The organism is Mycobacterium sp. 852014-50255_SCH5639931, assembly GCF_001665605.1.
Classification (GTDB): domain Bacteria; phylum Actinomycetota; class Actinomycetes; order Mycobacteriales; family Mycobacteriaceae; genus Mycobacterium; species Mycobacterium paraffinicum.
The window spans coordinates 125,631-148,278 of record NZ_LZSV01000011.1 but is presented as its reverse complement, the minus strand read 5'-3'; the positions used below and the strand labels follow the sequence as shown (position 1 = coordinate 148,278).

Here is a 22,648-nt window from a genome sequence, read left to right as displayed (position 1 = left end):
AGCGCCCCCGCCGTGGTGAAGTGCCGCCCCGCAGCCGATTGGTTACTGTCCGGCCGTGGGCTCCCGGGGAGACATCCAGCGTGAACGCAGTGATGCCGAGCTGCTGGCAGCCCACGTCGCCGGCGACCGGCACGCCTTCGGTGAGTTGTTCCTGCGCCACCAGCGACAGCTGCACCGGCTGGCCCGGCTCACCACGCGCACTGCCGAGGACGCCGAGGACGCGCTGCAGGACGCCATGCTCTCGGCGCACCGCGGCGCCGGCGCGTTTCGGCATGACGCCACGGTCGGCAGCTGGCTGCACCGCATCGTCGTCAACGCCTGCCTGGACCGGCTGCGGCGCACCAAGGCCCACCCGTCCGTCCCGCTCGAAGACGTCTACCCGGTGGCCGATCGCACGGCCCAGGTCGAGACCGCGATGGTGGTGCAGCGCGCTCTGATGCGGCTTCCCGTCGAGCAACGGGCCGCGGTGGTCGCCGTCGACATGCAGGGGTACTCGGTGGCCGACACCGCCGCGTTGCTGGGCGTCGCCGAGGGCACCGTCAAGAGCCGGTGCGCCCGGGCGCGGATGCGTCTCGCCGAGCTTCTCGGCTATCTCAAAGCCGCGCCCGACCTGGGCCCACCCATGGCCGTCAGGCAGCGCATGACGGACACTGGGGCGGATGAGTGAAGCCGACAACGAAGCCGACGAGCCGCCCCTGACGGTCGAGCTTCTCGCCGACCTGCAGGCCGGCCTCCTGGACGACGAATCCGCGGCCCGCGTGCGGCGACGGGTCCGCGATGACGCGCAGGCCGAGCAGGTTCTGCGCGCCCTCAACCGGGCACGCTGCGACGTCGCCACGCTGGGAGCCGACCCGGCGCCCGACGTCCCGCCCGAGGTCGCCGCCCGGATCTCGGCGGCGCTGGCGTCGGCTGAGACAGACCAGCCGGTCGCGCACTCGGCTCGGCCCCGGATCCGGCCCGCGCGGGTGGTCGCCGTGGTGGCGGGCGTGGGCGCGCTGCTCGCGGCGGTCGGCGTGGGCACCGCGGCTCTGATCACCGCGCCGGAGCCTGCCCCCAGCACCCCGGTCACCGCCGAGCACATCACGGTGTCGACCCCGCCGATGGTGGTGCCGCTGTCGCAGGACGAAATACTGGGCCTGCTCAACCAGAGCCCGGATTACGGCCCCCTCGGGGACCCGGCACGGCGCGCCTCCTGCCTCACCGGCCTCGGCTATCCAGCGTCCACGCAGGTGCTGGGCGCGCGCCGGGTCGAGATCAACGCCCGCCCCGGCGTCGTGCTGGTGGTGGCAGGCGACACTCCACACAGCCTGGCGGTCTACGTCGTCGCGCTGAACTGCAATGCCGCCGACACCGGCCTCATGGCCAACACCGAAATCCCCCGCCCTTAGTGCGGCGCCGGGAACAGCCGTGCCTACGCTGGCGTTTGTAGGAATCCAGGGACGATCGCTTGAAAGGGTTCTATGACCGCCGACACTGTGCACGACGTGATCATCATTGGTTCGGGTCCTGCTGGGTACACCGCGGCGTTGTACACGGCGCGGGCGCAGTTGGCGCCGGTGGTGTTCGAAGGGACGTCGTTTGGTGGCGCGTTGATGACCACCACAGAGGTGGAGAATTTCCCGGGTTTTCGGGACGGCATCACCGGTCCCGAGTTGATGGACCAGATGCGTGAACAGGCCCTCCGTTTCGGGGCGGATCTGCGGATGGAAGACGTCGAATCGGTTTCGCTGGACGGCCCGGTCAAGTCGGTGACGACCGCCGAGGGCGAGACCGTCCGCGCCCGGGCCGTCATCTTGGCCATGGGCGCGGCGGCGAGGTATCTGGGGGTCCCCGGTGAGCAGGAGCTGCTGGGCCGCGGGGTGAGTTCGTGCGCGACCTGTGACGGGTTCTTCTTCAGAGACCAAGACATCGCGGTCATCGGCGGCGGGGACTCGGCGATGGAGGAAGCCACGTTCTTGACCCGGTTCGCGCGCAGCGTCACCCTGGTGCACCGCCGCGACGAATTCCGCGCCTCGCGCATCATGCTCGAACGCGCCCGCGCCAACGACAAGATCACCTTCGCGACCAACAAGGGCGTGCTGGGCGTCGAAGGCGATCAGACCGTCACGGGTTTGCGGGTGCGCGACACCCTCACCGGGGAGGAATCCACCCTGCCCGTGACGGGTGTGTTCGTGGCGATCGGTCACGATCCGCGCTCGGAGTTGGTGCGCGATGTTCTCGACACCGACCCCGAGGGCTACGTGCTGGTTCAGGGCCGCACCACGGCCACCTCGATCGAGGGGGTGTTCGCGGCCGGGGACCTGGTGGATCGCACGTACCGCCAGGCGATCACCGCCGCCGGCAGCGGCTGCTCAGCGGCCATCGACGCCGAACGCTGGCTGGCCGACCATGTCGAATCAAGCTCTGCTGCTCAAAGCGACGCAACCGAATTTCCTGGCAGTACCGAGATGATTGGAGCACCTCAATGACCGCCGAAAAAGCCGGGGCCACAATCGAAGTCTCAGACGCATCGTTCTCCACGGAGGTGTTGTCCAGCAATAAGCCTGTGCTGGTTGATTTTTGGGCGACGTGGTGTGGGCCGTGCAAGATGGTAGCGCCGGTGCTCGAGGAAATCGCGAGCGAGCGCGCCGAGCAGCTCACCATCGCCAAGCTCGATGTGGATGCCAATCCGGAGACCGCGCGCGACTTCCAAGTCGTCTCCATCCCCACCATGATTCTGTTCAAAGACGGCCAGCCGGTGAAGCGGATCGTCGGCGCCAAAGGTAAGGCAGCGCTGCTGCGGGAGCTCTCGGACGCGGTTCCCAACCTCAGCTGATCGCGATTTAAGTTCGCCGCACCACGCCCCGGCGTTCAGCCTGGGGTTTTCCCGAATATGCGAAGCATCTGCGACAATTGCTGTTAGCTGTTGCTCAGATACGAGCCTGTCAGTGTGTCCCGGAGGGCCTTTGGTATGTCGAGTCCGCGCCGTGAATACGGCGATGCGCTGCGCTGTGGTGACCGCAGCGCAGCCGTGACCGAGATTCGGGCTACGTTGGCAGCGCTAGGGCTGCTGGACGGCGCCGAAGATGATCTCACCACCGGCCGGCACGTGCCCCCCGAGCTCTTCGATATCGAACTCGACCAGGCGGTACGCGCTTTCCAGCAGCACCGCGGCCTGCTGGTGGACGGCATCGTCGGCGAGGCCACCTATCGGGCCCTGAAGGAGGCGTCCTACCGCCTCGGCGCGCGCACGCTGTATCACCAATTCGGTGCCCCCCTCTACGGTGACGACGTCGCCACCCTGCAGGCCCGCCTCCAGGACCTCGGTTTCTACACCGGCCTGGTCGATGGCCACTTCGGGTTGCAGACGCACAACGCGTTGATGTCTTACCAGCGTGAGTACGGCCTCGCCGCCGACGGCATCTGTGGTCCAGAGACATTGCGTTCCTTGTATTTTCTGAGCTCCCGCGTCACGGGCGGTTCACCGCACGCGATACGCGAGGAGGAGCTGGTCCGCCGATCAGGACCCAAGCTGTCGGGCAAGCGGATCATCATCGATCCGGGTCGCGGCGGCACGGATCACGGCGAGCTGATGCAGGGTCCGTCGGGACCGGTCAGCGAAGCGGATGTGTTGTGGGACTTGGCAAGCCGGCTCGAGGGGCGGATGACTGCCATCGGCATGGAAACCTTCTTGTCACGGCCGGTCAACCGCAGTCCGTCGGACGCCGAACGCGCCGCCACGGCCAACAACGTCGGGGCGGACCTGATGATCAGCTTGCGCTGTGAAAACCAGTCCAGCCCCGCAGCCAACGGCGTGGCTTCCTTTCATTTCGGAAACTCGCACGGCTCGGTGTCCACGATCGGGCGCAATCTAGCGGACTTCATTCAACGAGAAGTGGTGGCCCGCACCGGGTTACGAGATTGCCGAACCCATGGCCGGACATGGGATCTGCTGCGCCTGACCCGGATGCCCACGGTGCAGGTGGACGTCGGCTACATCACCAATCCACAGGATCGCGCAATGCTGATCTCGACGCAGACCCGCGACGCCATCGCCGAAGGTATTCTCGCCGCGGTCAAGCGGCTCTACCTCCTGGGCAAGAATGACCGGCCCACCGGCACATTCACATTCGCCGAACTGCTGGCCCACGAACTGTCCGTGGAACGCGCCAGTCGGCTCGGCGGCTCCTAGCCGATTTCGGCGCCCTGCAACGCATTTCCTGACGCAGACCCGGCTCCCACCGGCTCTTGCAGTTGTGCGGCTTCCAGCAGGCGCTCCAAAGCCGCCTCGACTTCGGCCTTCCACCCGAGGCCCTTGTCCAGCTCGAGCCGCAGCCGCGGAAAATACGTGTGCGGCGCCACCACAACGAAACCCGCATCCTGCAGAAACTCCGCGTCGATGACGCAGTGGTCCACCGAGCAGTCACCGACGGCCTCCAGCACCGGCCGCACATCAGGGGCCGCCGCCAACGGGTCCTGCAACTCCGACGCCGCCGGCGTGCGGCCGAAGGCTTCCAGCGCCCGCACTCCGCGCCGAACCAGTTCGTCGATCACCCGGGCAAGCAGCCCGTGCAGCAGATCGTCGGCGGCCTGCCCCGGCTCAATGCCCATCGAAGTCAGCAGCACCGCGTCCGCGGAGACCGGCGCGGTGGGAAACCGCTGTGCCCGCGGCACCGCCCGCGGCGGCGCGTAGAAAACGTAGCCCAGGCACGGCGGTTCGGTTTGGCTTCGGTCGTCGACGGCCGCGGTCGCGACCTGACCGCACGACCCCCACTCCAGCATGACCATCGACAGCCAGGCTTCCTTCTCGAACTCCGGATCGGCGAGGTGGTCCTGATTACCGAGGGTCGCCGGGTCGACCTCCCAATACACGCAGCGACGCGCATGCTTGGGAAGCTGTTCGAAGGCCTCGAGGCGCAGCGGGGTGATTCGAGCGGACACTAGCCTCCTGGCTCCTGTGCAGTACTGCAGCCAATGGCACCGGCAACCCCTCCAGGATAAGAGAGGAGGTCGCAATCCGGCCAGCTTTGTCGTCGAGGCGCCGATCACGGCGCCGGAACGCTCAGCGCGTTACCGCCCCGAACGGTTCGTTACCGAAAATCGTTGAAACTCATGCGCTTTCGTAACTCAGCGGGGCCGTCGGGCCGGGTGTTGCTTATCCGTAACCGCTCCGGTGTCACAGTGACGTAATTACAGGGTATGGCGGGTCAGGCCTTAGCGGTGGTCATCATGTCGATGATTCGCTGCAAATCGTCCACGGAGCCGAATTCGACGACGATCTTTCCCTTGCGCTTGCCCAGGCTGACCGTCACCCGGGTATCGAAGGCGTTCGACAGCCGATCGGCGACTTCCTGGAGTCCCGGCATCTGGATCGGCTTACGCCGCTGGGGAGCCGGCGTGCTCGCGTCGCTCCGATTGGCCAGCGTCACCGCCTCCTCGGTCGCCCGCACCGACAACCCCTCCGCGACGATCCGGCTGGCCAGTTCCTCCTGCGCCTCGGGCCCGGCCTCCAGCGATAGCAGAGCGCGGGCGTGGCCGGCCGATAGCACGCCCGCGGCCACCCGCCGCTGCACCGGGATCGGCAGCTTGAGCAACCGGATCATGTTGGTGATCAATGGACGCGAACGGCCGATGCGCGAGGCGAGTTCATCGTGGGTGACGCCGAATTCGTCGAGCAGCTGCTGGTACGCCGCCGCCTCTTCCAAGGGGTTGAGCTGCACCCGGTGGATGTTCTCCAGGAGAGCGTCGCGGAGCAGGTTGTCATCGCCCGTCTCGCGCACGATGGCGGGGATGGTGGCGAGCCCCGCCTCTTGCGCGGCCCGCCAGCGCCGCTCCCCCATCACGATCTGATACCGCGGGCCCGTCTTGGCTCCTGGGACGGCCCGCACCACGATCGGCTGCAGCAGACCGAACTCGCGGATGGAGTGCACCAGCTCGGAGAGCGCCTCGTCGTCGAACACCTGCCGCGGCTGACGCGGATTGGGCTCGATGTCAGTGGGTGCGATTTCGCGATACACCGCGCCCGCCGGCGCCAGCTCCGGGCCGCCGATTAACACGTCCGCCGCCGCGTCCCCCATCCGCGGACCGAGGGTCGCGGGGCCCGAGTCGCCTTCGGCGGGACCGGTCGGGATCAGCGAAGCCAGGCCCCGGCCGAGGCCGCCCTTCTTGCGTAACGGCTGCGTCATGGTCGTCCCTTCACGGATGGTGGTCAATCGCGTTCGGCGAGTTCACGGCTCGCGTCGAGATAGCTCATCGCCCCGCGCGAACCGGGGTCGTAGTCGATGATGGTCATGCTGTAACCGGGTGCTTCCGAGACTTTCACGCTGCGGGGGATCACCGTGCGCAGCACCTTGGTTCCGAAGTACCGGCGCACCTCTTCGGCGACCTGGTCGGCGAGCTTGGTGCGGCCGTCGTACATGGTTAGCACCACGGTGCTCACGTCGAGCCGCGGATTGAGGTGGGCTTTCACCATCTCGATGTTGCGCATCAGCTGCGACACACCCTCGAGCGCGTAGTACTCGCACTGGATCGGGATCATCACCTCCGGCGCGGCGACGAGCGCGTTGATGGTCAGCAGTCCCAGTGACGGCGGGCAGTCGATGAAGACGTAGTCGAAGTCGAGGTCGTCCAGTTCCGCCAGGGCAGTCCGCAGCCGGTTCTCGCGCGCCACCATGCTGACCAATTCGATCTCGGCGCCCGCCAAGTCGATGGTGGCGGGGACGCAGAACAGCCGCTCGTTATGCGGGCTGCGTCGCAACGCGTCCTTGACGTCAACCTCACCGATGAGCACCTCGTACGACGAGGGCGTGCCCGACTGCCGATCGGTGATACCGAGCGCCGTGCTTGCGTTGCCCTGTGGGTCAAGATCGATGACCAACGTCTTGATCCCCTGCAGCGCCAGGGCCGCGGCCAGGTTCACCGCCGTGGTGGTCTTCCCGACACCACCTTTCTGATTGGCAACGGTCAGGACCCGTCGGTGACTTGGCCGGCGCAGCGGCGGATAAGTGGTGTGCAGGACCCGCATCGCCCGCTCGGCGGCGGCGCCTATCGGCGTATCGAATTCGTCCGCTGTTTCACGTGAAACATTCGCCGCGGGGTCCCCGACCGCCTCCGGCGCTACGGCCGCCACGGGTGCCTGGACGTGCGGAGCGCTCGGTGATTCTCCCGGATTGCTCATCGATTTCCGGCCTTCCCCATCCGTGCCGGCTGGTGGCGCGGCTGCTTTCCGCGTCGCGCTATCACTACGGTTGCGGGGGGACGCAAATAGGTCGCGCCACATGTCACCACCCTGGCATCAACGGCGCCCGATGCTGCCATCACACGCCGGTACTGTTCAACTTCGTCGCGTCCGCGGTCGCCCTTGATCGCGAGCATCCGACCGTCTGGTCGCAGCAACGGCATGCTCCACTTCGCCAACTTGTCCAACGACGCAACCGCTCGTGACACCGCCGCATCCCTTTCCCCGAACTGGTGGCGTACCCACAGTTCCTCGGCACGGCCGCGGACCACTTCGACGGCTAACCCTAGTTGGTCGACAACCTCGCTGAGAAATTCGCTGCGGCGCAACAACGGCTCGAGCAGCACCACGTCCAGATCCGGACGTGCGAGCGCCAACGGGATACCGGGCAACCCCGCACCGCTGCCGATGTCGATGACCCGCTCCCCCGCCTCGAGCAATTCCGCGACCGCGGCGCTGTTGAGCAGATGGCGGTCCCAAATGCGCTCCACTTCGCGCGGGCCAAGCAGCCCCCGTTCCACACCGGGGCCGGCCAAGAGGTCCGCATACCGCCGCGCCAAATCGAGCCGCGCACCGAAGATCGACGCCGCGGCGTCCGGCTCCGGCGAGGCGGGTTGATCCCCGTCGGGTTCGACCGGGCCGACATGTTTCACGTGAAACATCCTCTGCTTTGCCTGGCGCGGAATCGGGTGCCCGCCGGAACTACACGGCTGTAACTCGACTAGTCGTGCAGCACCACAACTCGCCGCGCGGGCTCCACGCCCTCGCTTTCGCTATGCACGCCCGAGACCGCCGCGACGGCATCGTGGACGATCTTGCGCTCGAACGGCGTCATGGGGGCGAGCTCTTCGCGTTCGCCCGATTCCAGTACGCGCCGCGCCACCTTGTCGCCCAGAGCCGCCAGCTCCTCACGGCGCCGCCGGCGCCAACCGGCGATGTCGAGCATCAAGCGGCTACGGACTCCCGTCTTCTGGTGCACGGCCAGTCGGGTGAGCTCCTGCAGCGCGTCGAGCACCTCGCCGCCGCGGCCCACCAACTTGTTCAAGTCGTCGCTACCGTCGATGCTCACGACCGCCCGGTTGCCTTCGACGTCCAGATCGATGTCGCCGTCGAAGTCCAACAGGTCCAACAACTCTTCCAAGTAGTCGCCGGCTATCTCCCCCTCGGCGACCAACCGCTCCTCCTGGTCGTCGAAGTCCTCGGCGCCTTCCTCGGCCGGCCGCTCGGCTTCGAGTTCGGTATCCACGTCGCGTTCGGTGGTGGTGTCTGCGTCGGTCATGTCTTTCTCTCCCTCATCCACGGGTCCCTGCCAATCGGGGTCACCCACCCAGGGCGGCCCGGTATGGCGATGTCTCCCTTGTCAGCGTTTGCGTTTCTTGGGTCGCGCGCCCGGCCGCGGAGTGCGGTTGGGCGTGCCACCGTTTTGTCCACTCGGATTCGGCTTGTCCGCCTCAGGCTTCGCCTCTGGGGCTTCGCCGTCGGCGGCTTCGGAGTCCGCCTCCCGCTCGGCGCCCGTCGACGACCCGTTGCCCCCCGACTGTCCCGCCTTGGGGTTGCGCTTCGGTTTCGCCCCGGGCGCCGGCGCGTTGGCCGCCCGGCGCTCCAGCGCTTCTTGCTTCTTGGCCTCGTCCTCTTTTTCGATCATGCCGAACACGTAGTGCTGCTGACCGAACGTCCAGATGTTGTTCGCGAACCAGTACAGGATGATCGCGAGCGGCAGGAACGGACCACCGACGACCACGCCGAGCGGAAACACGTACAGCGCAAGCTTGTTCATCATCGCCGTCTGCGGATTGGCCGCGGCTTCCGGGCTCTGCCGCGCCACCGATGCCCGACTGTTGAAGTAGGTCGCGATGCCGGCCAGGATCATCACCGGCGCGCCGACCAAGATGACCGCCGGCCGGCTGAAGAAGGTGAACGCGTCCAGCCCGGTCCGCTGCGTCATGAACGCGCCGATCGGTGCGCCGAACAAGTTGGCATCCAGGAAGTGCCCGACGTCCGTCGGAGTGAAGACGTAGTTTCCGGTGAGGCGGTTCTGCACCACCGACAGGTGCGGCTGACCGAAGCCCCCGGTGGTTCGGTTGAACGACCGCAACACGTGATACAGGCCAATGAACACCGGGATCTGCGCGAGCATCGGCAAGCACCCGAGGATGGGATTGAACCCGTGCTCGCGTTGCAGCTTCTGCATCTCGAGCGCCATCCGCTGGCGGTCTTTCCCGTACTTCTTCTGCAGCGCCTTGATCTGCGGTTGCAGTTCCTGCATCTGACGGGTGGTGCGGATCTGCCGCACGAAGGGCTTGTACAGCAGCGCCCTCAGGGTGAAAACCAGGAACATCACCGACAGCGCCCACGCGAAGAAGTTCGACGGTCCCAGCATCGAGGCGAACAGCTTGTACCAAGCCCACATGATCCACGACACCGGGTAGTAGACGAAGTCGAGGCTAAAGAAATCAAACAAGAGTTCCACTCTCCCCTCGCGCCGCCGGGCGGGCCCAAGCGTCGCTGGCATCTTCGAAGTTCACGTGACATCCCGAGCGCTCCGGTATCGGATCCCATCCGCCCCGATGCCATGGTCCGCACTTGGCAAGCCTGACCGCAGCCAACCAACTCCCCCGCATCAAGCCGTACTCGGTCAGCGCGTCGACCGCATACTGGCTGCACGTCGGCACGAAGCGACATGTTGCCGGCCGCAGGGGCGAAACCATGTGCCGGTACAGCTGGATCAGAGAGATCAGGCCCCGCACGGTTGCCGCACCCAGCGTATGGATGGCGGCGCGCGCCGGCGCGGTCACCCTTGCCGTCCCGCCGACGCGAGCGCCCGTCGCAAACCTCGGCGCAATTCCTGTGCCAACCCCTCCGACGACGCGGTCCGGCTGCCGGGCAGCGCGCGGATGACCAGCTGGTCGGAATCTTGGAGGTCACCCAAAGCGGATCGCGCCACATGCCGCAGCCGGCGCGACACTCGATGGCGTTCCACGGCCGAGCCCACCGACTTGCCGACAATCAATCCGACCCGCGGAGCCGTCGCCACATCGTGATCTCCCGCCCGCCGGACATGGACCACGATGTCGGGCTGCGAGGCGCGGACACCGTGCTTCACCGTCGCGTCAAACTCCGTTGACCGCCTCATGCGGTTGCGTGCGGAAAGCACCGCCGAAAAACCCGACGTTGCGATCAGGCAGATAGCGCGCGGCGCCCCTTACGGCGCCGGCTCGACACAATCGAGCGTCCGGCGCGGGTTCGCATGCGCAACCGGAAGCCATGCACGCGGGCTCGGCGCCGGTTGTTCGGCTGGAAGGTCCGCTTGCCCTTGGCCACGACGTTCTCCTCGTTGTGTCTCGCATTTCCATCCGGCCGGCCAGACGTCTCGCTCAAGTTCGTCTGCGGGTCGGTCGGAGGTAATCTTGCTGCTGGCCGGCGCGGTCCCCAGGCAGACCTGGGTCGCAGCCGCATCGCCGACTTTCGGGCGACTGTTTGAGGGTACTGACCACGCTTCGCCTGGTCAAACCTGGCCTGCCCCAACGCACCCCCCGGTCGCGAGCGGCACCGGGCCCAAGCAACCCTAAACAACCCGATTGGAATGCAGCAGAACTGTTGGCAGCCGCACGGAAAACTGTTAGCTTCTGCCAGTGTCGTTTTAGACTGCAACGGCGCTCCACAACGAAGCAAGGATGGTGGGTCGACTAGCTGCCTAGACAGCCGTCAACGGTTTTCTTCCAGCACGGAGATCGCAAGCCGTCGCCGGTAGGTTCGGGTTCGCATACGCTCATCCTGTCCACACCTGTGTATAACTATGTGGACAGTCTCTTTGTCACCAAGCGTGGTTGTAGCTTGACCCGGGATGCTCGAGAACCAGGGGGATGCGTCGTTGACCGATGACCCCGGTTCAGGTTTCACGACCGTGTGGAACGCGGTTGTTTCCGAACTCACCGGCGAATCCACCCCCGACGGAATAGCCGCCAACCGCACCGCGCTCATTACTCCCCTGACACCACAGCAACGGGCCTGGCTGAACCTGGTGCAGCCGTTGACCATCGTCGAGGGATTCGCGCTGCTGTCGGTGCCGAGCAGTTTCGTCCAGAACGAAATCGAGCGTCATCTCCGCGCCCCCATCACCGACGCCCTGAGCCGCCGCCTTGGACAGCAGATCCAGCTCGGGGTGCGCATCGCGCCGCCCGACGACGACGCCGACGATGTTGTGATTCCGCAAGGTGAACCATTTCCCCAAGCCGAAGCGTCGTTCGCGGAAGACGACGCCACCGACACCGATGAGGCCGAGGAGAACGGTGACGGGGCCGAGGGTGCGCCGCAGAGTTGGCCGAACTACTTCACCGAGCGTCCGCACTCCGCCGATCCGGCGGTAGCCGGCGGTACGAGCCTGAACCGCCGCTACACCTTCGACACCTTCGTCATCGGAGCCTCCAATCGCTTCGCGCACGCCGCGGCTCTCGCGATCGCCGAGGCACCGGCGCGCGCTTACAACCCACTCTTCATCTGGGGTGAATCCGGTCTGGGCAAGACCCACCTGCTGCATGCCGCAGGGAACTACGCGCAGCGGTTGTTCCCCGGGATGCGGGTCAAATACGTCTCCACCGAGGAATTCACTAACGACTTCATCAACTCGCTGCGCGACGACCGCAAGGTCGCGTTCAAGCGCAGCTACCGCGACGTCGACGTGCTGCTCGTCGATGACATTCAGTTCATCGAGGGAAAGGAAGGTATCCAGGAAGAGTTCTTCCATACCTTCAACACCTTGCATAACGCCAACAAGCAGATCGTCATCTCCTCGGACCGGCCGCCCAAACAACTCGCCACCCTCGAAGACCGCCTGCGCACCCGGTTCGAGTGGGGCTTGATCACCGACGTCCAGCCTCCCGAACTCGAGACCCGCATCGCCATCTTGCGTAAGAAGGCACAGATGGAGCGGCTCGCGGTTCCCGACGACGTCCTGGAGCTCATCGCCAGCAGCATCGAACGCAACATCCGCGAACTCGAGGGCGCCCTCATCCGCGTTACCGCGTTCGCCTCGTTGAACAAGACACCGATCGATAAGGCGCTGGCCGAGATCGTGCTGCGCGACCTCATCGCCGATGCCAGCACGATGCAGATCAGCGCGGCGACCATCATGGCGGCGACGGCCGAATACTTCGACACCACCGTGGAAGAACTACGCGGCCCCGGCAAGACCCGCGCGCTGGCGCAGTCACGCCAGATCGCGATGTACCTGTGCCGCGAGCTCACCGACCTGTCGCTGCCCAAGATCGGCCAGGCATTCGGTCGTGACCACACCACGGTGATGTACGCGCAGCGCAAGATCTTGTCCGAGATGGCCGAGCGGCGTGAGGTCTTCGATCACGTCAAAGAGCTCACCACTCGCATCCGGCAACGCTCCAAGCGCTGACGCCGGGCTCTCTGCGCCCTGCCCGCGCAATTAATTCCAAAAAACTTCTCGCACGTCTGTCACACCCGCCACACCCACGGGTTGTGCGCAGGACTGTGCACAACGCAATCAAACACCCGTGTACTAAGCGGCGCCGCGTGCACAGCCGTCCTTCCTCCCCAGCGGCTCAACACTCGACACACAGTTGTCCACGCGGTGATGCACAGCCCGATCCCCTGCCCTAGCTGCATCAAGCCGTCGCTGTCCCCAATCTGCACAGGCCTTATTACTAGTACTGAGATCTCTTCGTCATTTCTTCTTTGAAATACAGCGTTGGGGACGCGTGCTCGAATGCCCGTCGAGGATCCGCCGGTAACCCAGCTTGTCGGGCTTCGCGATTAGCTTTCAAGATGGCCCCAGACGATCTACGGTTGTTCTTCGACTGCCGTTGCGGTCGCCGGTGGCATGACATGTCAGTGGCGTTCGTGGCGGAGCCCCAAGCTAGCGGGGAGAGGCTAGCCACTGACTTTTAAACGCTCGGCAGGTGAAGGGACGCTATGGACGCGGCGACGACAAGAGCTGGCCTCAGCGACTTGAAGTTTCGTTTGGTGCGGGAGTCCTTCGCCGACGCGGTGTCGTGGGTGGCGAAGAATCTGCCGACCCGGCCGGCGGTGCCGGTGCTGTCGGGAGTGTTGTTATCCGGGTCCGATGAGGGCTTGACCATCTCCGGATTCGACTACGAGGTTTCCGCCGAAGCGCAGGTCGCAGCGGAAATCGCTTCTCCCGGAAGTGTTTTGGTATCCGGACGGTTGTTGTCAGACATCACCCGGGCGTTGCCGAACAAGCCCGTTGACTTTTACGTCGACGGTAATCGCGTCGCCCTGAACTGCGGCAGCGCGAGATTCTCGCTGCCGACGATGGCGGTCGAGGATTACCCGACGCTGCCGGGGTTGCCGGAAGAGACTGGGACGCTGCCCGCTGAGCTCTTCGCGGAGGCGATCAGTCAAGTGGCCATTGCGGCCGGCCGCGACGACACGCTGCCGATGCTGACCGGGATCCGGGTCGAGATCTCGGGTAACACGGTGGTTTTGGCCGCCACCGATCGGTTCCGCCTCGCGGTGCGCGAGCTGACCTGGTCCGCGTCGTCGCCCGATATCGAAGCGGCTGTCCTGGTACCGGCGAAGACGTTGGCCGAGGCGGCGAGGGCCGGCGCTGACGGTGCCGAGGTCCGTTTGTCGCTGGGAGCGGGCAGTGGGGTCGGCAAAGATGGTCTGCTCGGCATCAGCGGGAACGGCAAGCGGAGTACGACGCGGCTCCTCGATGCGGAGTTCCCGAAGTTCCGCCAGCTGTTGCCGGCGGAGCACACGGCGGTGGCCACCATCAACGTGGCCGAGTTGACCGAGGCGATCAAGCTGGTTGCGTTGGTGGCCGATCGGGGCGCCCAGGTGCGGATGGAATTCTCCGAGGGCTCGCTGCGGCTGTCCGCGGGCGCCGACGATGTCGGCCGGGCTGAGGAAGATCTTGCGGTCGATTTCGTCGGCGAGCCGTTAACGATTGCGTTCAACCCGACGTACCTCACCGATGGCCTCGCGGCCGTTCATTCGGAGCGGGTGTCGTTCGGTTTCACGACGCCGGGTAAGCCGGCGTTGCTGCGGCCGGCTTCGGCCGACGACAGTCCGCCCACCGGCAACGGGCCCTTCGGGGCGTTGCCGACGGATTATGTCTATCTGTTGATGCCAGTTCGGTTGCCCGGATAGGTGTACGTCCGGCATTTGGGACTGCGCGATTTCCGGTCCTGGGCGCACGCCGACCTCGAATTGCAGCCGGGCCGGACGGTGTTCATCGGATCCAATGGATTCGGTAAGACGAATCTCATTGAGGCGCTGTGGTTTTCGACAACATTGGGTTCGCATCGAGTAGGCACCGATACACCGCTGATCCGGGCGGGTGCCGACCGCGCGGTGGTGTCGACGATCGTGGTCAACGAGGGCAGGGAATGCGCGATCGACCTGGAGATCGCGGCTGGGCGGGCCAACAAGGCGCGGTTGAATCGCTCACCGGTGCGTAGCACGCGCGAGGTGCTCGGAGTTTTACGCGCCGTGCTGTTTGCTCCCGAAGACTTGGCCTTGGTGCGCGGGGATCCCGCGGAGCGGCGCCGCTACCTGGATGACCTGGCGACGGTCCGGCGGCCGGCGGTGGCGGCGGTGCGCGCGGATTACGAGAAGGTTCTGCGCCAGCGCACCGCATTGCTGAAGTCCGCTGCCGGAATCCGGCACCGGGGTGACCGCGGTGCCCTGGACACCCTCGACGTGTGGGACAGCCGGTTGGCGGAGCACGGCGCGGAGTTGATGGCCGCGCGCATCGACCTGGTCAACCAGCTGGCGCCGGAGGTGGAGAAGGCTTATCAGTTGTTGGCCCCGGCGTCGCGGCCGGCGGCGATCGCGTATCGCACCAGCCTCGGCGGACACGCGGCGGCGGACGGGGGCGGCAACGACCGCGAGTTTCTGGAGGCGGCCCTGTTGGCCGCGCTGGCCGAACGCCGCGACGCGGAGTTGGATCGCGGAATGTGTCTGGTCGGGCCGCATCGCGACGATCTGGAGCTGTGGCTGGGTGATCAACCCGCGAAAGGCTTTGCCAGCCATGGGGAATCGTGGTCTTTCGCGGTGGCGCTGCGGTTGGCGTCGTACGAATTGCTGCGAGCCGACGGGAGTGAACCGGTGTTGCTGCTCGACGATGTGTTCGCCGAACTCGACGCGGCCCGCCGTCGAGCATTGGCGACGGTCGCGGAATCGGCGGAGCAGGTCCTGGTGACCGCCGCGGTGCTGGAAGACATTCCAGCGGACTGGGACACCACGCGGGTGCACATCGACTTGCGCGACGACGACCTCGGTCGGGTCTCGGTGGTGCGGTCGTGACCGACAGCGACGAACAAAGTTCCGGCACCGCACATCCCGGTCCGTTGCGGGGCATCGATTTGGTCAGGCGCACCCTCGAGGAAGCCCGCGCCGCGGCCCGTGCGCAAGGGAAGGACGCCGGGCGGGGACGGTCTACCCCGCCGGCGACCCGACGGGTCGCGGGTCAGCGACGAAGCTGGTCGGGCCCTGGGCCCGACGTCCGGGATCCCCAGCCGCTGGGCAGGTTGGCGCGCGACTTGGCGAAGAAACGCGGGTGGTCGACGCAGGTCGCCGAGGGGACGGTGTTGGGCAACTGGTCGTCGGTAGTGGGCCAGCAGATCGCCGACCATGCGACGGCGACGGCGTTGAATGACGGGGTGCTGAGCGTGACCGCCGAATCCACGGCGTGGGCCACCCAGCTGCGGATGGTTCAGTCGCAGCTGTTGGCCAAGATCGCCGCGGCGGTCGGCAACGGGGTCGTGACGTCGTTGAAAATCACCGGCCCGGCCGCGCCGTCGTGGCGCAAGGGGCCCCGTCATATCGCCGGGAGGGGTCCGCGCGATACCTACGGCTAGCGCCTCGACCGGCGCCGACGATCCCCAGACACCGCTTTATCAACAGGCCGCTCAAAGCCGCCAGGACGACGTGAAGTGCCTTGACGCACGTCGGGACGCGGCGGGAATAGAGAAATCGTCCGCACGGCGCGGTTAGCTGGGTAGAAACGCGCCCAGAGAATCGGTGCGGACGGCCCATCACGGTAGACTGGTGGTATGCGGCTGATGCGGTGACTGGAACCGCCCGCATGAAACCCCAAGGAGAGCATTCCGACCGTGGCTGCCCAGAAGAAGAAGGCGCAAGACGAATACGGCGCTTCAGCGATCACCGTGCTCGAAGGGCTGGAGGCCGTTCGCAAACGCCCCGGCATGTACATCGGGTCCACCGGTGAGCGCGGGCTGCACCACCTCATCTGGGAGGTGGTCGACAACTCGGTCGACGAGGCGATGGCCGGTTACGCCAGCAAGGTCGATGTGCGGCTGCTCGATGACGGCAGCGTGGAGGTCACCGACGACGGGCGCGGCATTCCGGTGGCCATGCACGCCACCGGGGCCCCCACCGTTGACGTGGTGATGACCCAGCTGCACGCCGGCGGCAAGTTCGGTGGCGAGAACAGTGGCTACACCGTCAGTGGTGGGTTGCACGGCGTCGGCGTCTCGGTGGTCAACGCGCTGTCCACCCGCCTGGAAGTCAGCATCAAACGTGACGGCCACGAGTGGTTCCAGTACTACGACCGCGCCGTGCCCGGCACGCTCAAGCAAGGCGAGGCCACCAAGAAGACCGGCACCACGATCAGGTTCTGGGCCGATTCCGAGATCTTCGAGACCACGCAGTACGACTTCGAGACCGTGGCGCGGCGCCTCCAGGAGATGGCCTTCCTCAATAAAGGTCTCACGATCAATCTCACCGACGAACGAGTAGAGCAGGACGAGGTCGTCGACGAGGTGGTCAGCGACACCGCCGAGGCGCCCAAGTCCGCCGAGGAGAAGGCGGCGGAATCGACTGCGCCGCACAAGGTCAAGCACCGCACATTCCACTACCCGGGTGGGCTGGTCGATTTCGTCAAGCACATCAACCGCACCAAGAGCCCGATCCAGCAGAGCGTGATCGACTTCGACGGAAAAGGCCCGGGCCACGAAGTCGAAATCGCCATGCAGTGGAACGGCGGCTACTCGGAGTCGGTGCACACCTTCGCCAACACCATCAACACTCACGAGGGAGGAACCCACGAAGAGGGCTTCCGGAGCGCCTTGACCTCGGTGGTGAACAAATACGCGAAAGACAAGAAGCTGCTCAAGGACAAGGACCCCAACCTCACCGGCGACGACATCCGGGAAGGCTTGGCGGCGGTCATCTCGGTCAAGGTGGCCGAGCCCCAGTTCGAGGGCCAGACCAAGACAAAACTGGGCAACACCGAGGTCAAGTCGTTCGTGCAGAGGGTATGCAACGAACAGCTGACGCACTGGTTCGAGGCCAATCCCTCGGAGGCCAAAACCGTTGTGAACAAGGCGGTGTCGTCGGCGCAGGCGCGCATCGCGGCCCGTAAGGCACGAGAGCTGGTGCGCCGCAAGAGCGCCACCGACCTCGGCGGGCTGCCCGGCAAGCTCGCCGACTGCCGCTCCACCGACCCGCGCAAGTCGGAACTCTATGTGGTGGAGGGTGATTCGGCCGGCGGCTCGGCGAAGAGCGGTCGCGACTCGATGTTCCAGGCGATCCTTCCGTTGCGCGGCAAGATCATCAACGTCGAAAAGGCACGCATCGACCGGGTGCTGAAGAACACCGAAGTCCAGGCGATCATCACCGCGCTGGGTACCGGGATTCACGACGAGTTCGACCTCACCAAGCTGCGCTACCACAAGATCGTGCTGATGGCCGACGCCGACGTGGACGGCCAGCACATCTCGACGCTGCTGCTGACGCTGCTGTTCCGGTTCATGCGGCCGCTCATCGAGAACGGACACGTGTTCTTGGCGCAGCCACCGCTCTACAAGTTGAAGTGGCAGCGCACCGATCCCGAGTTCGCCTACTCCGACCGCGAGCGCGATGGCCTACTGGAGGCGGGACTGAAGTCCGGCAAGAAGATCAACAAAGAGGACGGCATCCAGCGGTACAAGGGTCTCGGTGAGATGGACGCGAAGGAGTTGTGGGAAACCACGATGGACCCGTCGGTGCGGGTGCTGCGTCAAGTCACCCTGGACGACGCCGCCGCGGCCGACGAGCTGTTCTCGATCCTGATGGGCGAAGACGTCGACGCGCGCCGCAGCTTCATCACCCGCAACGCCAAAGACGTTCGCTTCCTGGATGTCTGACCTTCCTAGCTGCCGAGTCAGGCCAACCCACAAAGGGGAATAGATGACTGACACCACGCTGCCACCCGGCGACGAGGCGGGCGACCGCATCGAACCGGTCGACATTCAGCAGGAGATGCAGCGCAGCTACATCGATTACGCGATGAGCGTGATCGTGGGGCGCGCCCTGCCGGAGGTACGCGACGGCCTCAAGCCGGTACACCGTCGCGTGCTGTATGCGATGTACGACTCCGGATTCCGCCCGGACCGCAGCCACGCCAAGTCGGCCCGGTCGGTCGCCGAGACGATGGGCAACTACCACCCCCACGGTGACGCGTCGATCTACGACACCCTGGTCCGGATGGCGCAGCCCTGGTCGCTGCGGTACCCACTCGTCGACGGCCAGGGCAACTTCGGCTCACCGGGCAACGACCCGCCGGCCGCGATGCGGTACACCGAGGCGCGGCTGACCCCGCTGGCCATGGAGATGCTGCGTGAAATCGACGAGGAGACAGTCGATTTCATCCCGAACTACGACGGCCGGGTGCAGGAACCGACGGTGCTGCCCAGCCGGTTCCCCAACTTGCTGGCCAACGGCTCCGGCGGCATCGCGGTCGGCATGGCCACCAACATCCCACCGCACAACCTGCGCGAGCTCGCCGAGGCCGTGTTCTGGTGCCTGGAGAACCACGAGGCCGATGAGGAGGCCACGTTGGCCGCGGTGATGGAGCGGGTCAAGGGCCCCGACTTCCCCACCTACGGATTGATCGTGGGCAACCAGGGGATCTCCGACGCCTACAAGACCGGCCGCGGCTCCATCAGGATGCGCGGAGTCGTGGAGGTGGAAGAGGATTCGCGCGGGCGAACTTCGCTGGTGATCACCGAGTTGCCGTATCAGGTCAACCACGACAACTTCATCACCTCGATCGCCGAGCAGGTGCGCGACGGCCGACTCGCGGGCATCGCCAACATCGAAGACCAGAGCAGCGATCGGGTGGGGCTGCGCATTGTCGTCGAGATCAAACGCGACGCGGTGGCCAAGGTGGTGCTCAACAATCTCTACAAGCACACCCAGCTGCAGACCAGCTTCGGCGCCAACATGTTGTCCATCGTCGACGGGGTTCCGCGCACCCTGCGGCTCGACCAGATGATCCGCCATTACGTCGCGCACCAGCTCGACGTCATCGTCCGCCGCACCACCTATCGGCTGCGCAAGGCCAACGAACGCGCCCACATCCTGCGCGGTCTCGTCAAGGCGCTCGACGCGCTGGACGAGGTCATCGCGCTGATCCGGGCGTCGGAAACGGTCGACATCGCCCGGGCCGGCCTGATCGAGTTGCTCGACATCGACGAGATCCAGGCCCAGGCGATCCTCGACATGCAGCTGCGTCGCCTGGCCGCCCTGGAGCGCCAGCGCATCGTCGACGACCTGGCCAAGATCGAGGCCGAGATCGCCGACCTGGAAGACATTTTGGCCAAGCCGGAGCGTCAGCGCGGCATCGTGCGCGACGAACTCGCCGAGATCGTGGAGAAGCACGGCGACGACCGCCGCACCCGGATCGTCGCGGCCGACGGCGAGGTCAGCGACGAGGACCTGATCGCCCGCGAGGACGTCGTCGTCACCATCACCGAGACCGGTTACGCCAAACGCACCAAGACCGACCTGTACCGCAGCCAGAAACGCGGCGGCAAGGGCGTACAGGGCGCCGGTCTCAAGCAAGACGACATCGTCAAGCACTTCTTCGTCAGCTCGACGCACGACTGGATCCTGTTCTTCACCACGCAGGGCCGGGTCTATCGCGCCAAGGCCTACGAACTGCCCGAGGCTTCCCGGACCGCCCGCGGCCAGCACGTCGCCAACCTGCTGGCCTTCCAGCCCGAGGAGCGCATCGCCCAGGTCATTCAGATCCGTGGCTACGAGGACGCCCAATACCTGGTGCTGGCGACCCGCAACGGCCTGGTCAAGAAGACCAAGCTGACCGACTTCGACTCCAACCGGTCCGGTGGAATCGTGGCGATCAACCTGCGCGACAACGACGAGTTGGTCGGCGCGGTGCTGTGCTCGTCGGAGGACGACCTGCTGCTGGTGTCGGCCAACGGCCAGTCCATCCGGTTCTCGGCGACCGACGAGGCGCTGCGGCCGATGGGACGCGCCACCTCCGGCGTGCAGGGCATGCGGTTCAATACCGACGATTACCTGTTGTCGCTCAACGTGGTTCGCGAGGGGACCTACCTATTGGTGGCGACGTCCGGCGGCTACGCCAAGCGCACCGCGATCGAGGAGTATCCGGTGCAGGGCCGCGGCGGCAAGGGCGTGCTGACAGTGATGTTCGACCGGCGGCGCGGCAAGCTGGTGGGCGCGCTGATCGTCGACGACGACAGCGAGCTGTACGCCATCACCTCCGGGGGTGGGGTCATCCGCACCGCGGCGCGGCAGGTCCGCAAGGCGGGACGACAGACCAAGGGCGTTCGCCTGATGAACCTGGGCGACGACAACACGCTGCTGGCCATCGCCCGCAACGCCGAGGAAAACGCGGACGAAGTCGTCGAGGAAGCGGAAGGCGCCGCCGAGTCCGACGGCTAGTCGGTGACAATCCCGGGGGTCCGAGGAACAGCCGGGCAATTAGACTCGGCCCGACCAGACAAAATGTGACTGCCACCGCCCCGGGGGTCGTGGCAGGAGATCAAAGGAGTCGGGGTGAGCTCACCGAACGAGCCGGGCGCCCCCAAAAAGGGCGATGGCCTCAATGGGGACGGCTCGGCCGAGCGCGCCGGCATACACCGCGCGACGCCGCCCGCACAGCCCGGCCGCGCGCCGGACGGCGGGGAGTCGCCGGCGTGGCAGCGTGGCGGGCCCAGGCCGCCGCAAGCGCCGCAGCGCCAGAGCGAGCCCCCGACCGAGGCACGGTCGTCCGGCCCGCCCACCGGGGTCGAGGCCCGACTGAACCGGTTCATCTCCGGCACCGCGGCGCCGGGCGCCGGCGCGCCCCAGCAGGCGAAGAACCCGCCGCACGAGACCGACGCCCCGCCGGGGCGCGGTGAAGGGCCGCCGGCGGAGGCGTACGCCAGCGAGTTGCCGGACCTGTCCGGCCCGACGCCGCGCGGCCCGCAGCGCAAGACGCCGGCCGACCGCACGCCGGAAGCGGCGAGTCCGCTGGGGTCCGGGCGGTCATCGGCCTCCGAAAACCGGGAGGGTCGGGAAGGCCGAGAAAGCCACACCCAGGTAACCCGGCGCCCGCGCGGCCCGGTGCGGGCCAGCATGCAGATCCGCCGGATCGATCCGTGGAGCACGCTCAAGGTCTCCCTGTTGCTCTCGGTCGCGCTGTTCTTCGTCTGGATGATCGCCGTCGCGTTCCTGTACCTGGTACTCGGCGGCATGGGCGTGTGGTCGAAGCTGAACAGCAATGTCGGCGACCTGCTGAACAACACCAGCGGCAGCAGCGGCGAGCTCGTCTCCAGCGGCACCATCTTCGGCGGCGCCGTGTTGATCGGCTTGGTGAACATCGTGTTGTTGACCGCGATGGCCACCATCGCCGCGTTCGTCTACAACCTGACCACCGATCTGATCGGCGGTATCGAAGTGACGCTGGCGGACCGCGACTAGCGTTTTTGGGAGTGGGGCGGCGATTGCGGTAATCTCGTCGCTCGGCCGTACCCCGAGTACGGGCCTATAGCTCAGGCGGTTAGAGCGCTTCGCTGATAACGAAGAGGTCGGAGGTTCGAGTCCTCCTAGGCCCACAACCATGTGCCCGTCAAGACGTTGCGTAAGAGTTGCCCTGCCAATCACACTGATCGCTGTGGTGGCGGCGGTGGTGCGCTCGCGACGCGGGGTCGAGGTCTGGCACGTGGCGGTGGACGACGCAACCGGTCAACCACCCAGTCACGTCGAGGGGCCTTAGCTCAGTTGGTAGAGCACCGCCTTTGCAAGGCGGGTGTCAGGGGTTCGATTCCCCTAGGCTCCACAGATCGCGGGCGCCCAGTCATCGGGCATTGCGAAAGCGCATCGTGCCGATCGGCATAACGGCCGGCCGAAACCGATTTCAGGTAACTCACGCCACGCCGGGAGTCGTCGTGCATTTAACGTCCCGACCGATAGTGATCCCGCTAACATGTGAAAACACCGATCGCGTGACCGGTGTATCGCAGCCGCTGTGGGGCGGTTGACCTGCGAGAAAGCCCAAGCCCGACCACACACCCCCCAAGATCGAGGTCGCAGTAGGCAGCCCGACGACGGCGAGGGTGCTAGCCAGCGATGAGGCGGCCCACGGCGCATCTCCACCTTTGCTGCGAGGAGGAAATTGCTTTGTGCGGG

Annotated in this window: 21 protein-coding genes and 2 tRNA genes; 14 read left to right on the top strand and 9 right to left on the bottom strand. The window is 66.1% G+C overall.

Features of this window, described 5'->3' with window-relative positions:
• Nucleotides 1-55: 55 nt before the first annotated feature.
• From sigM to A5758_RS06255, 5 genes are all read left to right on the top strand, one after another.
• Nucleotides 56-667, top strand: a complete 612-nt coding sequence (gene sigM, locus A5758_RS06275; protein WP_067737839.1) for an RNA polymerase sigma factor SigM — start codon at nucleotides 56-58, stop codon at nucleotides 665-667.
• Entirely contained in the window at nucleotides 660-1,388 is a 729-nt protein-coding gene (locus A5758_RS06270) for a hypothetical protein (protein ID WP_067737837.1), read from the top strand. Before sigM ends, A5758_RS06270 begins: the two co-directional genes overlap by 8 nt.
• 72 nt (nucleotides 1,389-1,460) lie before the next feature.
• Nucleotides 1,461-2,468, top strand: coding sequence for a thioredoxin-disulfide reductase (trxB, locus tag A5758_RS06265; protein WP_067737834.1), 1,008 nt, complete (start codon nucleotides 1,461-1,463; stop codon nucleotides 2,466-2,468).
• Nucleotides 2,465-2,815, top strand: coding sequence for a thioredoxin (trxA, locus tag A5758_RS06260; RefSeq protein ID WP_066951113.1), 351 nt, complete (start codon nucleotides 2,465-2,467; stop codon nucleotides 2,813-2,815). The genes trxB and trxA overlap by 4 nt, the downstream gene beginning before the upstream one ends.
• 135 nt (nucleotides 2,816-2,950) lie before the next feature.
• A complete protein-coding gene (locus tag A5758_RS06255) occupies nucleotides 2,951-4,171 on the top strand; it encodes an N-acetylmuramoyl-L-alanine amidase (RefSeq protein ID WP_067208714.1) in 1,221 nt (406 codons plus the stop codon).
• Here A5758_RS06255 and A5758_RS06250 read toward each other — a convergent pair.
• The 9 genes from A5758_RS06250 to rpmH form a co-directional block, all read right to left on the bottom strand.
• Complete coding sequence (locus A5758_RS06250; protein WP_067737831.1) at nucleotides 4,168-4,920, bottom strand: acetyltransferase; 753 nt, start codon at nucleotides 4,918-4,920, stop codon at nucleotides 4,168-4,170. The genes A5758_RS06255 and A5758_RS06250 overlap by 4 nt on opposite strands.
• A 266-nt stretch (nucleotides 4,921-5,186) precedes the next feature.
• Nucleotides 5,187-6,164: a ParB/RepB/Spo0J family partition protein gene (locus tag A5758_RS06245; protein WP_067208707.1), complete on the bottom strand. Its 978-nt coding sequence runs from the start codon at nucleotides 6,162-6,164 to the stop codon at nucleotides 5,187-5,189.
• Nucleotides 6,165-6,187: 23 nt separating this feature from the next.
• Entirely contained in the window at nucleotides 6,188-7,156 is a 969-nt protein-coding gene (locus tag A5758_RS06240; RefSeq protein ID WP_082939601.1) for a ParA family protein, read from the bottom strand.
• A complete protein-coding gene (gene rsmG, locus A5758_RS06235; protein WP_067737828.1) occupies nucleotides 7,153-7,878 on the bottom strand; it encodes a 16S rRNA (guanine(527)-N(7))-methyltransferase RsmG in 726 nt (241 codons plus the stop codon). The genes A5758_RS06240 and rsmG overlap by 4 nt, the downstream gene beginning before the upstream one ends.
• A 59-nt stretch (nucleotides 7,879-7,937) precedes the next feature.
• Complete coding sequence (locus tag A5758_RS06230; protein ID WP_067737825.1) at nucleotides 7,938-8,495, bottom strand: R3H domain-containing nucleic acid-binding protein; 558 nt, start codon at nucleotides 8,493-8,495, stop codon at nucleotides 7,938-7,940.
• Nucleotides 8,496-8,576: 81 nt separating this feature from the next.
• Nucleotides 8,577-9,686: a membrane protein insertase YidC gene (yidC, locus tag A5758_RS06225; RefSeq protein ID WP_156622514.1), complete on the bottom strand. Its 1,110-nt coding sequence runs from the start codon at nucleotides 9,684-9,686 to the stop codon at nucleotides 8,577-8,579.
• Entirely contained in the window at nucleotides 9,670-10,011 is a 342-nt protein-coding gene (gene yidD, locus A5758_RS25010; RefSeq protein WP_082939399.1) for a membrane protein insertion efficiency factor YidD, read from the bottom strand. The genes yidC and yidD overlap by 17 nt, the downstream gene beginning before the upstream one ends.
• Nucleotides 10,008-10,370 carry a ribonuclease P protein component gene (gene rnpA, locus A5758_RS06220; protein WP_067737817.1) on the bottom strand — a complete coding sequence of 121 codons (363 nt, stop codon included), beginning with the start codon at nucleotides 10,368-10,370 and terminating at the stop codon, nucleotides 10,008-10,010. Before rnpA ends, yidD begins: the two co-directional genes overlap by 4 nt.
• A 23-nt stretch (nucleotides 10,371-10,393) precedes the next feature.
• Entirely contained in the window at nucleotides 10,394-10,537 is a 144-nt protein-coding gene (gene rpmH / locus A5758_RS25005; RefSeq protein ID WP_073880743.1) for a 50S ribosomal protein L34, read from the bottom strand.
• Between the two features lie 550 nt (nucleotides 10,538-11,087).
• Here rpmH and dnaA point away from each other — a divergent pair.
• The 9 genes from dnaA to A5758_RS06175 all read left to right on the top strand — a co-directional run bounded on the left by dnaA (nucleotide 11,088) and on the right by A5758_RS06175 (nucleotide 22,298).
• A complete protein-coding gene (dnaA, locus tag A5758_RS06215) occupies nucleotides 11,088-12,620 on the top strand; it encodes a chromosomal replication initiator protein DnaA (RefSeq protein ID WP_067738314.1) in 1,533 nt (510 codons plus the stop codon).
• Between the two features lie 536 nt (nucleotides 12,621-13,156).
• On the top strand, nucleotides 13,157-14,356 hold the full coding sequence (gene dnaN, locus A5758_RS06210; protein WP_067737813.1) for a DNA polymerase III subunit beta: 1,200 nt from the start codon (nucleotides 13,157-13,159) through the stop codon (nucleotides 14,354-14,356).
• Complete coding sequence (gene recF / locus A5758_RS06205; RefSeq protein ID WP_067737810.1) at nucleotides 14,357-15,514, top strand: DNA replication/repair protein RecF; 1,158 nt, start codon at nucleotides 14,357-14,359, stop codon at nucleotides 15,512-15,514. It abuts the gene before it with no gap.
• Nucleotides 15,511-16,068: a DUF721 family protein gene (locus tag A5758_RS06200; protein ID WP_067737807.1), complete on the top strand. Its 558-nt coding sequence runs from the start codon at nucleotides 15,511-15,513 to the stop codon at nucleotides 16,066-16,068. Before recF ends, A5758_RS06200 begins: the two co-directional genes overlap by 4 nt.
• 255 nt (nucleotides 16,069-16,323) lie before the next feature.
• Nucleotides 16,324-18,357, top strand: coding sequence for a DNA topoisomerase (ATP-hydrolyzing) subunit B (gene gyrB / locus A5758_RS06195; protein WP_067737804.1), 2,034 nt, complete (start codon nucleotides 16,324-16,326; stop codon nucleotides 18,355-18,357).
• A gap of 43 nt (nucleotides 18,358-18,400) precedes the next feature.
• On the top strand, nucleotides 18,401-20,920 hold the full coding sequence (gyrA, locus tag A5758_RS06190) for a DNA gyrase subunit A (protein ID WP_067737801.1): 2,520 nt from the start codon (nucleotides 18,401-18,403) through the stop codon (nucleotides 20,918-20,920).
• 114 nt (nucleotides 20,921-21,034) lie between these two features.
• A complete protein-coding gene (locus tag A5758_RS06185) occupies nucleotides 21,035-21,940 on the top strand; it encodes a DUF3566 domain-containing protein (protein WP_067737798.1) in 906 nt (301 codons plus the stop codon).
• A gap of 60 nt (nucleotides 21,941-22,000) precedes the next feature.
• Nucleotides 22,001-22,074 (top strand) — tRNA-Ile (locus A5758_RS06180).
• 151 nt (nucleotides 22,075-22,225) lie between these two features.
• A tRNA-Ala gene (locus A5758_RS06175) sits at nucleotides 22,226-22,298 on the top strand.
• Nucleotides 22,299-22,648 lie beyond the last annotated feature (350 nt).

What these genes read in the sequence shown, in the direction of transcription:
- A5758_RS06270 (WP_067737837.1), top strand. Translation starts at nt 660, where the DNA reads ATGAGTGAAGCCGACAACGAAGCCGACGAGCCGCCCCTGACGGTCGAG.
- trxB (WP_067737834.1), top strand. Translation starts at nt 1,461, where the DNA reads ATGACCGCCGACACTGTGCACGACGTGATCATCATTGGTTCGGGTCCT.
- trxA (WP_066951113.1), top strand. Translation starts at nt 2,465, where the DNA reads ATGACCGCCGAAAAAGCCGGGGCCACAATCGAAGTCTCAGACGCATCG.
- A5758_RS06255 (WP_067208714.1), top strand. Translation starts at nt 2,951, where the DNA reads ATGTCGAGTCCGCGCCGTGAATACGGCGATGCGCTGCGCTGTGGTGAC.
- A5758_RS06245 (WP_067208707.1), bottom strand. Translation starts at nt 6,164, where the DNA reads ATGACGCAGCCGTTACGCAAGAAGGGCGGCCTCGGCCGGGGCCTGGCT.
- A5758_RS06240 (WP_082939601.1), bottom strand. Translation starts at nt 7,156, where the DNA reads ATGAGCAATCCGGGAGAATCACCGAGCGCTCCGCACGTCCAGGCACCC.
- rsmG (WP_067737828.1), bottom strand. Translation starts at nt 7,878, where the DNA reads ATGTTTCACGTGAAACATGTCGGCCCGGTCGAACCCGACGGGGATCAA.
- A5758_RS06230 (WP_067737825.1), bottom strand. Translation starts at nt 8,495, where the DNA reads ATGACCGACGCAGACACCACCACCGAACGCGACGTGGATACCGAACTC.
- dnaN (WP_067737813.1), top strand. Translation starts at nt 13,157, where the DNA reads ATGGACGCGGCGACGACAAGAGCTGGCCTCAGCGACTTGAAGTTTCGT.
- gyrA (WP_067737801.1), top strand. Translation starts at nt 18,401, where the DNA reads ATGACTGACACCACGCTGCCACCCGGCGACGAGGCGGGCGACCGCATC.